The sequence below is a fragment of the Cloacibacterium normanense genome, from assembly GCF_003860565.1.
Taxonomy (GTDB): domain Bacteria; phylum Bacteroidota; class Bacteroidia; order Flavobacteriales; family Weeksellaceae; genus Cloacibacterium; species Cloacibacterium normanense.
The window spans coordinates 2,470,208-2,484,926 of the sequence record NZ_CP034157.1; the positions used below are offsets into that span (position 1 = coordinate 2,470,208).

Consider the following 14,719-nt stretch of genomic DNA (forward strand, 5'->3'; position numbering starts at 1 on the left):
TGATTGAGGCATAAAAACATTCAGTAAAAATAAGGAATTTTTTAGAAACCTAAATCTTTTAAAGTTTCGTAAACCAAATGTGTTGGCAATCCCATAATTGTGTAAAAACTGCCGTTGATTTTCGAGATTTTTGCCATGCCTAACCATTCCTGAATTCCGTAGCTTCCTGCTTTGTCAAAAGGATGATAATTTTCGATGTAAAAATTGATTTCTTGGTCAGTAATTTCTGAAAATTCTACATCTGCTACATCTGTTTTAGTGATGATTTTTTCAGAACTTTTAAATGAAACTGCGGTGTAAACTTGGTGAGTTTTCCCTGACAAATGTTGAAGCATTTCTACCGATTCTTCCCTATTTTTAGGCTTTCCGAGAACTTTTCCTTCAAAGGTAACAATGGTATCAGAAGTGAGCAAAATTTCATTTTTTTCTAAATTTCTATAAGCATCTGCTTTGAGTTCCGAAAGGTATCCTGCAATGTTTTCTACGGATAAATTTTCTGGAAAAACTTCGTCACAATCTATAGAAACCACCTCAAAATCAAAACCTAAACTTTGTAAAAGTTCTTTTCTTCTGGGTGAATTAGAGCCGAGTAATATTTTCATTTACGATTTTAGATTTTAGATTTTAGATTTTAAAAAGATATATAATTTACAACTTTTAATACAAACAGGAAAATTGTTTTCACTTTTTACTCTCCAATTCTACAAACTCTCCCACTTAAATAGACTGCGTATCATCGTCAATCCAAGTTCCTTGCACTTTCATGACTTGTTCTATCACGTCTCTTACAGCGCCTTTTCCACCGTAAATAGGAGAAATATAGTCCGAAATTTCTTTTACTTCTGCAACAGAATTGGGCGGACAAGCCGAAATTCCAGAAATTTTCATCATTTTGATGTCTGGAATATCATCTCCCATCGTAAGAATTTCTTCGTTTTGAAGTTGATATTTGGTTTTAAACTCTTCGAATTTTTCTAATTTATGATGCACTTTTGCATAATAATCTGTGATGCCTAAATAATGAATTCTGTGACGAACCATGGGATCATCTCCGCCAGTAATCACACAGATTTTATATTTCTTTTTCAATGCTTTTACCACTGCAAAACCATCTAAAACATTCATTACTCTGCACATATTTCCTTCTGGTAATAGATAAACGCTACCGTCTGTGAAAACGCCGTCTACATCAAAAACAAAGGCTTTTATATTTTTTAATTTTTCTAAATGACTCATAAAATTTACGATTTGAGATTTGAGATTTGAGATTTGAGATTTTGAAAAAAGTTATTCGTAAATCTAAAATCTTACATCTAAAATCAATGATACATTTTCTTTATCGATTCGTTTAAGGTTTTATAGATTTTTAGTTTTTCTTCATCAGTTAATAAAGATTCATGAAGCTTCAGCACTTTTTCATCATTTCTGATGGCAGGTCCAGTTTGTGCCAATTTTGGTTCTAATTCATGAATTTTCTGGGTAGTTTCGTCAATCAATGGCAAAAAATAATCAAACGGAATTCCTTGACTATCAGAAATTTCCTTGGCTCTCGCGTACAAATGATTCACAAAATTACAAGCAAAAACCGCCGTCAAATGAATGTATTTTCGTTTTTCATCATTGGCAAGCATTACATTTTTAGAAATCTTTGAGGCCAAATTTTTCAAAATTTCTTCATCATTTTCGTTTTCTGCATCTATGAAAAATGGAATTTTAGAATAGTCTAAATTTTTTGATTTTGAAAACGTTTGAAGCGGATAAAAAACTGATTTTCTGTAATTTCCACTCAATGCTTCACGTGAAACAGAACCAGAAGTATGTGCAACCAAAGCATTTTCATTTTTGATGAGCGCTGAAACTTCAGCAATCGAAGAATCACTCACCGAAATAATGTACAAATCAGCTTCAGCAAGCGTTTTCGCAGAAAAAGGAATGGAAAACTGCTCAGAAATTTTCTGAAGTTCGGTGGTATTTCTTCCAAAAATTTGAGAAATAGGAATTTGAGCTTCTGTAAAAGCTTTTGCTAAGTGAAATGCCACATTTCCAGAACCGATGAGTACAATTTGCATAGAGCAAAGATAAGAAATACAAGTATTTATTGAGATTAAAATTTAAACATTAAGTCTCTATTAAGGGATTAAGTTCACTAAGAAAACATCTTAGATGTTTTTCAAAAATTAATAAAACTATGAATTAACTTAAATCTAAATTTTCTTCAAGATTTCTGAAATTTCTATTTGATTAAGACACGCGTAATCTCCTCTGTAACAAGGTTTATTGCCAAAAACAGAACAAGGTCTGCACGCTAAATCTGCAATTTCTACAATATCTTTTTCAGATTGTCCGTATCCTAAAAAGCCAGCGAAATAATGCGTAGCTCCCCAAACCGAAACTACTCTAGTTCCTACCAAACTTGCCAAATGCATATTGGCAGAATCCATAGAAATCATGAGTTCTAATTCAGAAATTTTCTGAAGTTCTTCTTTTAGTGAAAGTTTCCCAGCGAGAGAAGTTACATTTTCAATCTCTTGCTCCCATTTTGATAGAATTTCTACTTCCTTTTTTCCGCCACCAAAAAGATAAATTGGATGATTTTTAGAAAGTGTTTTTACCAATTCTAGAGATTTTTCAATCGGAAGCATTTTCCCTGCATGTTGCGCAAAAGGAGCAAATCCAATTCCCGATTTTTGTTGAGTTTTTGGGAATAATTGATGAGAAAGTGTCAGCGTAAAACCTAATTTTCTAAAAACATCTGCATAACGTTCTGTAGTTGGTTTCAGTGGTTTTTTAACTTTATTTTCCTTTCTCGTAAGTAATTTTTTATCGGTTCTTCCTTTGTCAAGTGTTGCCGTTTTTTTGAAGAAAAAACTCAGAATTTTAGTGCGCAAAACATTGTGCAAATCCGCTACAAAATCGGGCTGAAATTCCTTTTTCAGTTCTAAAGCCAATTTTCTCAATCCGAAAAATCCTTTGTAATCATCCAGATTTACACCACGAAAAGTCAATCGCTCTACTCCATCGAATAAATCGGCAAAGTTTTTTCTGGAAACAAAAACAATTTCTGTGTCAGGATTTTGCGCCAAAAATTCTTTCAAAACAGGCACAATCATCGCTACATCTCCAAAAGCGGAAAAACGATATGCTAAGATTTTTTTCACGATTTTAACTGAAATGCAACGGCGTAAAACTTAATTTGTTTGGTCATCGCCATCAAACCATTGGCTCTGGAAGGCGATAAAAACTCTTGCAAACCGATTTTTGAGATAAAATCAAAATCAGAATCCAAGATTTCTTGGGTAGAATGACCGCTGTAAATTCTCACCAAAAGAGAAACAATTCCTTTCGGTAAAATTCCGTCAGAATCTGCATTGAAGAATAATTTTCCGTCTTTAAATTCGGCGTCTAACCAAACTTTTGACTGACAACCTTTAATCAGATTTTCTTCTGTTTTTTTGTCTTCAGGCAAACCTTTCAGTTCTTTTCCCAAGTCTATAATGTATTCGTATTTCTGTTCCCAATCGTCCAGAAACTCGAATTCTTCTATGATTTCTTGTTGTTTTTCTTGAATTGTCATGGTACAAAGGTAAATCTTTTTTGCGGGAAGGTAGAAAGTTAAATGTTGGAAGTTTTGTAAAAAAATAGTAGATGTTTTTATTTTTGGAAATTAAATATTTATGTTAAAACTTTAACTGACAGATAGAAACTTCTAATTTAAAATTATTTCTTCTACAGAATAGCCTCTACTTTTTAATAACTCTAATAACCCCTCTTTAAAATCCAGATGGTATAATCCTACAAATATAAATGCTTTTTCTTTTTCTTGAATTGCATTATCTATTTTCACAATCCAATCCTTATTTCTTAAGGTAATAAACTTCTCTTGACTTTCTCTTTCAAAGTTAAAAATGTGCTTTTTTGTTCTATATTCATTTAAAATAAGACAATTAATATTTTGATTTTCAGAATTAAGAAGTTTTATTTTAGATTTTATTATTTCTATTAGTTTTTCTTCAGTAGTATTTGAGTAGAGATTGTGGTTTAGATAATCAAATGTTTTTTCTGTAGGTTCTAGACCTTCTAACTTTATTCTATTTTTTAGACAATATTCTTTTATAAAATCATCCATTTTCGTTTCATCAATTTTTTCTTTATCTGTTAAACAAAATTTTTGCGTAATTTTCCCATCAATAGTTACAATTAATTCTCTTAAAGTCATTTTGTTTGAATCAATATAAGAAGGGACTATTCTTTTAATCGTTTGCAATTCATTTTTATTCATTTTTTTTAATTGCAAATTTTCATTTCTCTTATTAATGAAAATTTTTGCCGAATCAATATTTTCAGATAATGCAATTTTAGATTTTTTAAGTTTTTCTAAAATAATGTTGTTATTTAATAAAAAATCTTTTCCCAAATAATGATATGTTCCTAATATGTAAGCTTCGTTACCTTTTTTTGAGATTTTCCAAAAAATTGATTGTTGTGATAAAACAAATGATGAAAATAGAATGAATATTGCGGTTAAATTGATTTTCAACATATTATGGTGTAATTATTTTTACTAACTTTCAAATATAAGCATTCTAATAATTCAATTAAATGCTATTTTAATATTATTACAAACTACTTTTTGTAAATTTGAATTGCCTTTGCTGAGCTGCTACTCTTTCATAAAGTTCCAGAATTTTCGGAGCTTCATTTTCCCAGCACAGTTCTTGGGCAGCAATTTCCAGTTGAGGTAGATAAGAACTTCTTCCCTTTTCTAAAACATTTTTTACTTTTTCGGCTAAATGTTTTGGTTCGTGAGAAGTGATAAATTCGCCTACGTGATAATTTTCTACAATTTTCTGCATTTCGGGGAATTTAGAAACCACTACAGGAACTCTGGCTTGTATGTAATCTGAGATTTTATTCGGAAGTGAGTAGTAATAACTTAAGCCTTTATTTTCTTCGATGCTTAAACCTACATCTGCTTTTTCGGTGATTTTTCTTAAATCATCTGGATGAAGATTTCCTAAGAATTTTACTTTATTTTCTAGATGTAATTTTTTAGTAAGTTGTTGATATTCTTCTAAAAAAGGACCTCTTCCTGCAATGTGAAATTCTGCATTTTCTATAAATTGCATGGCTTCAATCATCTTATCTATTCCTCTGGAATAATTGATGGTTCCTTGGTAAAGAATGATTTTAGGAGAATTTTCAACGAAACTTTTCGGTGATTCTGATTTTTGAGGAAAATTTCTAATGACAATAGGTCTTTTAATCTTATAATTGGTTTCAAACCAGTTGGCATAAGAATCATTTGCCGTGATAAAATATTTGATTTTTCTAATCAAAGCATTTTCCAGAAGTCTCCAAACATGCTGAACCCAACGATTGGTAACAGTTGGCATTTCGGTAAAAATCTCGTGACTATCCCAAACTAAAGGAATTCCTTTGATTTTTGAAACCAAATAATTGGGTAAAAGCGCGTCTAAATCGTTGGCGTGAAGAATTGTATTTCGGTCGGCTTTTTTCAGCAGTTCAAAAAATAATTTCCACTGAAATTCTAAATAAGCGAAACGTAATTTTTTGGACTGTAAAGAAATTCTTGAAAATGGATAAGGTCTTTTCATTTCGGGATTCCCGCCCCAATTATTACCTATTACTTCTATTTGGTAAGCATTTTCGTGCAAGGTTTTGCAGAATTTTTCCACACGCTGATCGGTGTATAAATTATTGAAAACGCTTACCAAAATTTTCATTATGTAAAACTTTTAATCGTGTTTTATTAAATGATAAAGTTGTATAACGCAAAGAATTGCGTTAGGAATAATGATAGGCCACAACATTCCGCTGAAAACACCATAAATTACAAAAGCGATACAACCGATAAGATTAATCACTCTAATTTGCTTGATGTTTTTCACCATAAAGCTCAGCACTACAAAGAATGATGCAGCATAACCTACATAATTTGCCCAATTCGCGTCCATTTCAAAAAAATTTAAGACGACAAAATTACTAATTTCCTGCTATTAATTTTGTAAAATAATGTCATAAAGTCATAATATGAGTTTGGTAAAGTATTTGTAACTTTGATTTAGGAAATCAATTCATATTGACTTCATTAGAATTTTATTGAGAGAAATTATCATGGAAAATAAATTTTCAGAAGGCTTAACCAAAGTCTTCAAACACAGTAAAAGCGAAGCAAAACGTTTGCATAGCGAATTTTTATCTACTGAACATTTCTTGTTGGGAATTATTCAGACGGATAATTCTGCGAAAGAAATATTAGAAAATCTTCAGGCAGATCTTACTCAGATTCGCAGAAAGATTGAAAATATGAACGTAAATACCAATCCTTTTTCAGAAGAAAAGGAAAATATTTCTTTCACCAAATTAGCAGATTATGCGGTAAAAAGAGCAGATTTAGAATGCAGACAATACAGAGCTTCAGAAATTAATACTGTTCATCTATTGTTAGGAATTCTCTATAAAATGGAAGATCCTACTACCAATATTTTAAGCGCTTACGAAATTGATTATGATAGCGTAGCTAAAGAATATCAATCTATGCTTAAAAACTCTGGTCAATTGCCAAAAAGTTCTGCGTATGATGATGACGAAGAGCGTGAAGAATACGGTCAAATGAAAAAACCTACTGGAAATCTAGGAACAGGAAAGAGCAAAACGCCAACTTTAGATAATTTTGGTAGAGATCTTACTGCGCTAGCTTCTGAAGGGAAATTAGACCCTGTAATTGGTAGAGAAAAAGAAATAGAAAGGGTTTCTCAAATTCTGTCAAGACGTAAGAAAAACAATCCGCTTTTGATTGGGGAGCCAGGCGTTGGTAAATCTGCCATTGCAGAAGGTTTAGCGCTCAGAATTATGCAGAAAAAAGTATCTAGAGTTCTGTTTAACAAGCGTGTAATTACGTTGGATTTAGCAAGTCTCGTTGCTGGAACTAAATACAGAGGTCAGTTCGAAGAAAGAATGAAAGCGATTATGACTGAATTGGAGAAAAACAGAGACGTCATTCTTTTCATAGATGAGTTACACACGATTGTTGGTGCTGGAAGCTCTACAGGAAGTTTAGATGCTTCTAATATGTTTAAACCTGCTTTAGCAAGAGGCGAAATACAATGCATCGGTGCGACTACTTTAGACGAATACCGTCAGTACATCGAAAAAGATGGTGCTTTAGAAAGACGTTTCCAAAAAGTAATGGTAGAACCTACTACTGTGGAAGAAACCATCTTGATTTTGAATCAAATTAAAGACAAATACGAAGATCACCACAATGTAACGTATACAGACGAAGCGATTGCTGCGTGCGTAAACCTTACTTCGAGATATATTACCGATAGATTCCTTCCAGACAAAGCGATTGATGCGATGGATGAAGCGGGTTCTAGAGTGTATATCAAAAATATGAAAGTTCCTACTGACATCATTGAGCATGAAAAGCAAATTGAAGAAATTAAGGAACTGAAACAAAAAGCGGTAAAAGCTCAAGATTATTTAGAAGCTAGAAAATTAAAAGATGAAGAAGAGCGTTTACAACTAGAATTGGCTGTGGCTCAAGATAAATGGGACAAAGAAGTGAAGGAGAAAAAAGAAGTGGTGACCGAAGAAAATGTAGCTGAGGTAGTTTCGATGATGTCTGGAGTTCCAGTAACAAAAGTGGGTAAAAACGAGATGGATAAATTAGCCAATATGGATAATTTACTCAACGGAAAAGTGATTGGTCAAGAAGATGCTGTGAAAAAAGTGGTGAAAGCCATCCAAAGAAACAGAGCAGGACTGAAAGATCCAAACAGACCAATTGGAACATTTATTTTTCTAGGAACAACAGGTGTGGGTAAAACCGAATTGGCAAAAGTAATGGCTCGTGAATTATTCGATTCTGATGATGCATTGATTAGAATAGACATGAGTGAATACATGGAGAAATTCGCGGTTTCTAGATTGGTAGGAGCGCCTCCAGGATATGTAGGTTATGAAGAAGGCGGTCAATTAACTGAAGCGGTTCGTAGAAAACCTTATGCGGTAGTTTTATTAGATGAAATAGAAAAAGCGCATCCTGATGTTTTCAATATTTTATTGCAAATTTTAGATGAAGGTCACGTTACCGATTCTTTAGGAAGAAAAGTAGATTTCAGAAATACGATTATCATCTTGACTTCTAACATCGGAACCAGAGATTTAAAAGATTTCGGTGATGGAGTAGGATTCGGAACTTCTGCGAAGAAAACTTCTTCTGATGCAAGAGCGAGAGCAACCATAGAAAACGCTCTGAAAAAAGCTTTTGCACCAGAATTCTTAAACAGAATAGACGATATTATTATCTTCAATTCTCTTGAAAAAGAAGACATCAAGAAAATTATTGACCTTGAGTTAAATAAACTCTACAAACGTCTGGAAAAACTAAACTACAAAGTAGAATTAACAGACGAAGCTAGAGATTTTATCGCAGAGAAAGGATGGGACAAAGATTTTGGAGCAAGACCTCTAAAACGAGCCATCCAAAAATATATAGAAGATTTATTGGCAGAAATGCTCGTAAACAAACAATTCTCTGAAGGCGAAACTGTAGTTCTAAAACTAAACGAAGCCAAAGATGCTTTAGAAGGTGAAACCCAAAAGAAATCTAAACAAAAAGCATAAAAAGAAACCTCCGAATTTTCGGAGGTTTTTATTTTTTAAAATATTCTACAACCCAAAAACCACCCCAATATTAGGTACAAAACCACTGCTGAAAATACTGCTGTTTTGTTTCCAAAGTACATTATACATTCCGCCAATCTGCAAATAAGAATTATTGCCCATTCTTTGCATATAACCGCCACCAATGTAAAGTGCAGCTTCGTTTGAACTGTATTTTTCTTCTGAAGATTTTACTTTTTGACTGATAAAATATTCCTGAAATTGAGAACCTAAATAGAAATTTCTGCCCAAATAATAATTCACAAATGGCCCAATTCCAAAAAGTGTAGAATAAGAGTAAGAAGAGTTTTGCCAATTGAGACTTCCCATTAAACCTGCTTCTAAATTTTCAGAAATTTTATAGCCTACTCTGGGTGCAATATGTACTGCAATGCCGCTATTACTGCCAAAACCGCCAGTTAAACCAGCATAACCACCAAAAGTCCATTTAGAGTTTTGTGTAGGAGTTTCCACCTGTGAAAATGCCGAAAAAGACATCAAAATCAGAAAGAATAGAGATAATTTTTTCATTTTTAGAAAATTTCTATGATTCAAATTTAGCAGAAAAATTTCAAATGAGTTTTTAATTCGTAATTTTGCAGTTGTAAAACTTTCCCTTAACGAAAGCGTAACTCAATTATGAAAATAGTAGTCGGTTTATCAGGAGGTGTAGACTCCAGCGTTGCAGCGTATTTGTTGCAGAAACAAGGTCACGAAGTCATCGGACTTTTTATGAGAAATTGGAACGATGCTTCCGTAACTTTAGAAGATGAATGTCCTTGGATTGAAGACAGTAATGATGCTCTTTTAGTGGCAAAAAAACTCGGGATTCCGTTCCAAGTGATTGATATGAGCGAACTCTACAAAGAACGCATTGTAGATTATATGTTTGCCGAATACGAAAAGGGTAGAACACCCAATCCTGATGTTCTGTGTAACCGAGAGGTAAAATTCGATGTTTTTCTAGAAACCGCACTTTCACTAGGTGCAGATAAAGTAGCAACAGGACATTACGCTAGATTAGATTCTTTTACCAACGAAAATGGGGAAGAAGTGTATCAACTTTTGGCAGGAAAAGATAACAACAAAGATCAAAGTTATTTCTTGTGTCAATTGAACCAAAAACAGCTTTCTAAAGCGCTTTTCCCAATTGGCGAACTTACTAAACCAGAAGTAAGAGAAATTGCCAGAGAAATGGAATTGGCAACTGCTGATAAAAAAGATTCTCAAGGTCTTTGTTTCATCGGTAAAGTAAGTTTACCGACTTTTCTTCAGCAACAATTAAAAGCCAAAGAAGGTGAAATTGTAGAAATTTTCAGTGATTTTGCTGAATATCACAAAGAAAAACCTGAATTTTCTTCAAAATTAGAAGAGTTAGAATATTTGTCTGCAAAAATCCATTACAAAAAATCAGACGGAAAAGTAATTGGCAAACATCAAGGTGCACAATTCTACACGATTGGTCAAAGTAAAGGTCTCGGAATTGGCGGACATAAAGAATCTTGTTTCCTCATTTCCAGAGATATGGAAAATAATTTAGTTTATGTAGGAGAAGGAAGAAATTTCCCAGGATTGTTTAGAAAAGCCTTGAAAATTGACAATTCAGAATTGCATTGGGTTCGTGAAGATTTACGTCTTAAAAACGGAGAGTCTATGGAAGTAATGGCGAGAATCAGATACAGACAACCATTAGAAAAAGCCACGCTTTATCAGTTTGAAGAAGGATTTTTCATAGAATTCCAAAATCCACAATCCGCGATTGCAGAAGGACAATTTGCGGCGTGGTACGTTGGTGATGAATTGCTAGGAAGCGGAGTGATTTCTTAGAAATTTTAAAAATATAAAGGAAAGCAGTCTGTCTTAGGCTGCTTTTTTTATGTTTTGAAAAAAAACCTTATCAACAAAGGATTTTAAGCAATAAAAACTTTTATTTTGAAGTTATAATTAAAATGATGCTTATGAATTACAATGAACTCTATGAAATTTTAAAAGAAAACTTTGAAAAAGAAGGAAATTTCAAAACCATTGAACACTTAAATGTAACGATAGAAACCATTCATTTTCATTCTAAAAAAGCAGATTTACTCAATGGTTCTTTTTCTACCACTTCTTGCGAAAAACATCAAACACATTTCAAGGAAAGCAATGAAAATCAAATGCTTTACGGTTTTTCCAGTATTGATGTAAAAGATTTTGACATCGAAAGAAATAAACGTTTCGACTATTATATTCTCAAAAGAGCAGATATAGAAATCGCCGAAGGAACGCTCATTTTTTTCCATGGATTGAACGAGAAAAAGTGGGATAAATATTTACCTTGGGCTTATGAATTGGCTCAAAAAACAAAAAAAGCCATCATTCTTTTCCCGATTGCTTTTCACATGAACAGAGCCGAAGAAATCTGGAGTGACAGACGTGCAATGGTAGAAGTAGCACAGTTCAGAAAGAAAAATTATCCCGAAAATACCAATTGTTCATTTGTAAATGCTGCGATAAGTTCACGTTTAGAAGCGCATCCTCAGAGAATTTTTTGGTCTGGTTTTCAGACGTATTCAGATGTGATACAAGTGGTGAAATATATTAGAAATCAGAAGATTAAAAGTATTTCAAAGGAAACTTCTATTGATTTATTTGGCTATTCTATCGGTTCATTTTTGTCGATGATTCTAAAAATGGCAGATCCTGAAGGAATTTTTGAAAATTCAAAACTCTTTTGTTTTTGTGGTGGAATGACGATTGATAGAATGTTCCCGATTTCTAAATACATTATGGATGCAAGAGCTGCCATAAAAATGCAAACGGTTTTTGCAGAATTGTTAAGCTCTGATTTTCAGTCAGATGAAAGATTAGGTCATTTTCAAGACGAGAAATTACATCCACAGGAAAGTTGGTTCAAAATGATGTTGAGGTACAATTATTTCCAAAAAGAAAGAGAAGACAGAATTAAAAAACTGCATCATCAAATCAAACTCTATGTCCTTGAAAAAGACGAAGTTGCATCACCAATGGAAGCACTCAATACTTTGCAAGGCGGTTACAGAAATATAAAAACAGAGGTAGAAATTCAGGATTTTCCTTATGAATATTCGCACATGGTTCCGTTTCCTTTAACCAATAAAATTCAGAAAGAAGTTACGGAAGCTTTTCAGCATTTTATCAATTCTGCGAGTGAGTTTTATAATTCTTGAAAATTAGATTTTACTTCACCAACCAATCTTTAAAATCTTTCACACGTTCTCTACTTACCGTAATTTCCTCGGCAGGTTGCGCTTGCAATTCTACTTTGTAATTCGGTGAAGTATGAATGTTTTTAATAAAATCTGAACTGATGATAAACTGTCTATTCACACGGAAAAACGTCTTTTCATCCAAAACTTCTTCCAGTTCATCTAAGGTAAAATCTGTTGGGAAACTGCGTTCTAAAGTCTGTGCATAAACAATTTTGTTTTCAGAATAAAAACAGCAAATTTCTTCAGTTTTGATGACCTTCAAATTATAACCAATTTTCACTAGAATTCTAGACAATTTCGGTTGATTTTCTTTGATTAAAGATTTCATTTCCAAAGCGTTGTGCGTTTCTTCTGAAGGTAAAAAACTTTTGAATTTTTCAATTGCTTTGGCTAAATCTTCCTCTGAAATGGGCTTGAGAAGATAATCTATGGAATTGAGTTTGAAGGCTTTCAATGTGTATTGATCAAAAGCAGTGGTGTAAATAATGAAACTTTTGGTAGGAACTTTTTCAAAAATATCAAAAGACAAACCATCGCCCAAAACAATATCTGAAAATATCAGTTTCGGATGTTCGTTTTTACTGAACCAATCTACAGCATCTTCCACAGAATGGAGCGTTGCAACCAATTGTAAATCAGTAAAATTGCTTATTAATCTTTCGAGTTTTCTTGCAGCTGGTTTTTCGTCTTCTATAATTACTACTTTCATATTTTCAATTCAAAGTTCAAGGTAAAGTTTTGGTTTTCTAATGTCATTCTGAGTGAAGTGAAACGGAATTAAAAATTTATTTTTAAGAATAATTTCATCTCCAAATTAGCTCATTTTTATATTTTCAAATTTCTATTTCTTTCCATCAATTCACGAATTTTCTTTTCTTCCCAGTTTTTTCCGAGGATAAAATTAGGCAAGAAAACGGATAAACCATGCGCAAAAAGTCCAATTCCCCAAAGTCCAATTCCCCAGAATTGATTTTGCTGGAAAAACGTTTCAAAAGAATCGTATTTTATGGATGTTGACAAAATTAAAAACAAGTTGACCAAAACATAAACCAAAGCGTGAATATAGAAACCTTTGATTTCTTTCACCCTTTTTCTGGCTCTTTCGTATTGAATATTTTTATCGTTTATAGGTTCCATTTTTTTAATTTTTTTGTTTGTATTTCTCCATTAATTCTTTGGTTTTTCTTTCTTCCCAATTTCTGAAATAAGGTGTGAATAAATAAATTCCGTAACCCAAAAGAAAAATTCCCCATAAGATAACTATCCAAACGCTGTAATTTCTAGAAATATTGAAAATATTACCGTCATAATTTCGGCTAACAATGAAATAACCCACTGCTAAATATCCCAAAACCATGTAATAATACGTTCTGATGTCTTTTACTCTTTTTTGTGCTTTTTTGTAAGCAATTTCGTTGAATTTATCTTGGTTTTCCATAATTATTTCCATTTTTTAGCGTTTTCTTCCTCTTTTTGCATGTATTTTTTGATTTGGCGCTCTTCCCAATCTGTTCCGATTCCGAAAGTCTTAATTCCGTGAGAAATTACACCGATTCCCCAACCTAACAATGGCCACCAAAACCAATGATATTTAGGCGAAGTTTGGAAGTTGATAAAAATTAAAAATGGGATAAAAATGCAGTAAGAAATTAAGTTTCCGTAGAAACCTTTGAGTTCTTCTACGCGTTTTGCGGCTTTTTCGTAAGCCAATTGTTCTTGTGATGGAGTATATGGATTCATAGGGTTCAATTTTTCTGTTAAAATAGGGAGTTTCACACGGAAGAAAGCTTCTGATTTTTCTACAAAGACATTTCTTTCGGTTAATAAATTATATCTCGAAACTATGTTCGCTAAACCTACTCCTGTAGATGTATTGGGCAATTCTCTGGTTTGCAAATTATTTTCGATGATGAGGTTTCCTTTTTCTGTAAATATTTTGATATTCAATGGTTTAGATGAAGTGGCAAAATTATGTTTAATAGAATTTTCGAGCAAAAGTTGCAAAGAAAGTGGCACTACAAAACCTTTTTTGTCTTCCTCTGAAATGTTGAAATCAAAGGTTACTGCGTCTTCAAATCTGGTTTTCAGTAGTTCGCAATAGGTTTTGGCAAAGTCTATTTCTTCTTCCAACGAAACCAGTTCCTTGTCTTTTTGTTCCAAAACATAGCGATAAATTTTTGACATAGAATTGGTAAAACGTTGCGCTTGAACAGGATTTTCTTCAATCAAAGAATCTAAAACGTTCAGAGAATTGAATAAAAAATGCGGGTCTAATTGATTTTTTAAACTTTCGAATTGTGCATTGGCAGATTTGGCGATGAGTTTTTGTTCTACTACTTCTTTTTTGGTAGAGTTTTTCCAAGCCGCCATAAAACCTCGAGCGTGACCAATTGACGAAATCATAATCGCAAAATTGATGAAAAACCAATTGATGAAGTTCATCTCACCATTGAAGAATTTTTCAGGATTTTTGCCTTGTATAACAATGAAATTCAAATAATTACAAAAATAGACTAGTGCAATATTCATCACCAAAGTTCCTACAATCGCAGAGATGGTTCTTTTGCGCGTTTCCTCTGTCCACGAGAATTTAGAATCTAGATAATCGTTTAAAAAACCGTTTCCTAAACCTATGAAAAACGTGTACATTCCAGAAATAAGGAAAGTTATAGAGTATCTTTCGAAGGTTTTTTCTCCACCATCAATTAAGAAGATAAAAAGACTTACAATAATATTGATGTAGAGTAGGTTAAGAGCCGCTTTTTTGATTACCTCGAGTTTCATTTTCTAAAAATAAT

At 32.8% G+C, this 14,719-nt stretch carries 16 protein-coding genes; 3 read left to right on the plus strand and 13 right to left on the minus strand.

Annotated features, from left to right (window positions below):
* Positions 1–41: 41 nt before the first annotated feature.
* The 8 genes from EB819_RS11290 to EB819_RS11325 all read right to left on the minus strand — a co-directional run bounded on the left by EB819_RS11290 (position 42) and on the right by EB819_RS11325 (position 5,975).
* Positions 42–602 (minus strand): Maf family nucleotide pyrophosphatase, encoded by a 561-nt coding sequence (locus EB819_RS11290; RefSeq protein WP_069799847.1) that lies wholly within the window; start codon positions 600–602, stop codon positions 42–44.
* A gap of 115 nt (positions 603–717) precedes the next feature.
* Positions 718–1,236, minus strand: a complete 519-nt coding sequence (locus tag EB819_RS11295) for a KdsC family phosphatase (protein ID WP_069799845.1) — start codon at positions 1,234–1,236, stop codon at positions 718–720.
* A gap of 83 nt (positions 1,237–1,319) precedes the next feature.
* On the minus strand, positions 1,320–2,069 hold the full coding sequence (locus EB819_RS11300) for a Rossmann-like and DUF2520 domain-containing protein (protein WP_069799843.1): 750 nt from the start codon (positions 2,067–2,069) through the stop codon (positions 1,320–1,322).
* 135 nt (positions 2,070–2,204) lie between these two features.
* Complete coding sequence (locus tag EB819_RS11305; RefSeq protein ID WP_069799975.1) at positions 2,205–3,110, minus strand: glycosyltransferase family 9 protein; 906 nt, start codon at positions 3,108–3,110, stop codon at positions 2,205–2,207.
* A 44-nt stretch (positions 3,111–3,154) separates the two neighbouring features.
* Entirely contained in the window at positions 3,155–3,574 is a 420-nt protein-coding gene (locus tag EB819_RS11310; protein ID WP_069799841.1) for a SufE family protein, read from the minus strand.
* A 132-nt stretch (positions 3,575–3,706) separates the two neighbouring features.
* Positions 3,707–4,540 (minus strand): TraB/GumN family protein, encoded by an 834-nt coding sequence (locus EB819_RS11315; RefSeq protein ID WP_069799839.1) that lies wholly within the window; start codon positions 4,538–4,540, stop codon positions 3,707–3,709.
* Between the two features lie 76 nt (positions 4,541–4,616).
* Positions 4,617–5,744 (minus strand): glycosyltransferase, encoded by a 1,128-nt coding sequence (locus tag EB819_RS11320; protein ID WP_069799837.1) that lies wholly within the window; start codon positions 5,742–5,744, stop codon positions 4,617–4,619.
* Positions 5,745–5,756: 12 nt separating this feature from the next.
* Positions 5,757–5,975, minus strand: coding sequence for a uroporphyrinogen decarboxylase (locus EB819_RS11325; protein ID WP_069799835.1), 219 nt, complete (start codon positions 5,973–5,975; stop codon positions 5,757–5,759).
* Positions 5,976–6,135: 160 nt separating this feature from the next.
* Here EB819_RS11325 and EB819_RS11330 point away from each other — a divergent pair, with 160 nt between their 5' ends.
* Entirely contained in the window at positions 6,136–8,652 is a 2,517-nt protein-coding gene (locus EB819_RS11330; protein ID WP_069799833.1) for an ATP-dependent Clp protease ATP-binding subunit, read from the plus strand.
* A gap of 45 nt (positions 8,653–8,697) precedes the next feature.
* Here the strand turns inward: EB819_RS11330 and EB819_RS11335 are convergent, their stop codons facing one another.
* Positions 8,698–9,222 (minus strand): hypothetical protein, encoded by a 525-nt coding sequence (locus EB819_RS11335; RefSeq protein ID WP_069799830.1) that lies wholly within the window; start codon positions 9,220–9,222, stop codon positions 8,698–8,700.
* 108 nt (positions 9,223–9,330) lie between these two features.
* Here EB819_RS11335 and mnmA point away from each other — a divergent pair, with 108 nt between their 5' ends.
* Together mnmA and EB819_RS11345 are read left to right on the plus strand one after the other, a co-directional pair.
* The gene (gene mnmA / locus EB819_RS11340; protein WP_069799828.1) at positions 9,331–10,518 is read left to right on the plus strand and encodes a tRNA 2-thiouridine(34) synthase MnmA; all 1,188 of its coding nucleotides are present in this window, start codon (positions 9,331–9,333) and stop codon (positions 10,516–10,518) included.
* Between the two features lie 131 nt (positions 10,519–10,649).
* Positions 10,650–11,879 (plus strand): DUF6051 family protein, encoded by a 1,230-nt coding sequence (locus tag EB819_RS11345; protein ID WP_069799972.1) that lies wholly within the window; start codon positions 10,650–10,652, stop codon positions 11,877–11,879.
* Between the two features lie 10 nt (positions 11,880–11,889).
* Here the strand turns inward: EB819_RS11345 and EB819_RS11350 are convergent, their stop codons facing one another.
* From EB819_RS11350 to EB819_RS11365, 4 genes are all read right to left on the minus strand, one after another.
* Entirely contained in the window at positions 11,890–12,630 is a 741-nt protein-coding gene (locus EB819_RS11350) for a LytR/AlgR family response regulator transcription factor (RefSeq protein WP_069799826.1), read from the minus strand.
* Positions 12,631–12,746: 116 nt separating this feature from the next.
* Positions 12,747–13,058 (minus strand): 2TM domain-containing protein, encoded by a 312-nt coding sequence (locus EB819_RS11355; protein ID WP_069799824.1) that lies wholly within the window; start codon positions 13,056–13,058, stop codon positions 12,747–12,749.
* Between the two features lie 4 nt (positions 13,059–13,062).
* A complete protein-coding gene (locus tag EB819_RS11360) occupies positions 13,063–13,371 on the minus strand; it encodes a 2TM domain-containing protein (protein WP_083250191.1) in 309 nt (102 codons plus the stop codon).
* Complete coding sequence (locus EB819_RS11365) at positions 13,362–14,705, minus strand: 2TM domain-containing protein (protein WP_069799822.1); 1,344 nt, start codon at positions 14,703–14,705, stop codon at positions 13,362–13,364. Before EB819_RS11365 ends, EB819_RS11360 begins: the two co-directional genes overlap by 10 nt.
* Between the last annotated feature and the right edge of the window lie 14 nt (positions 14,706–14,719).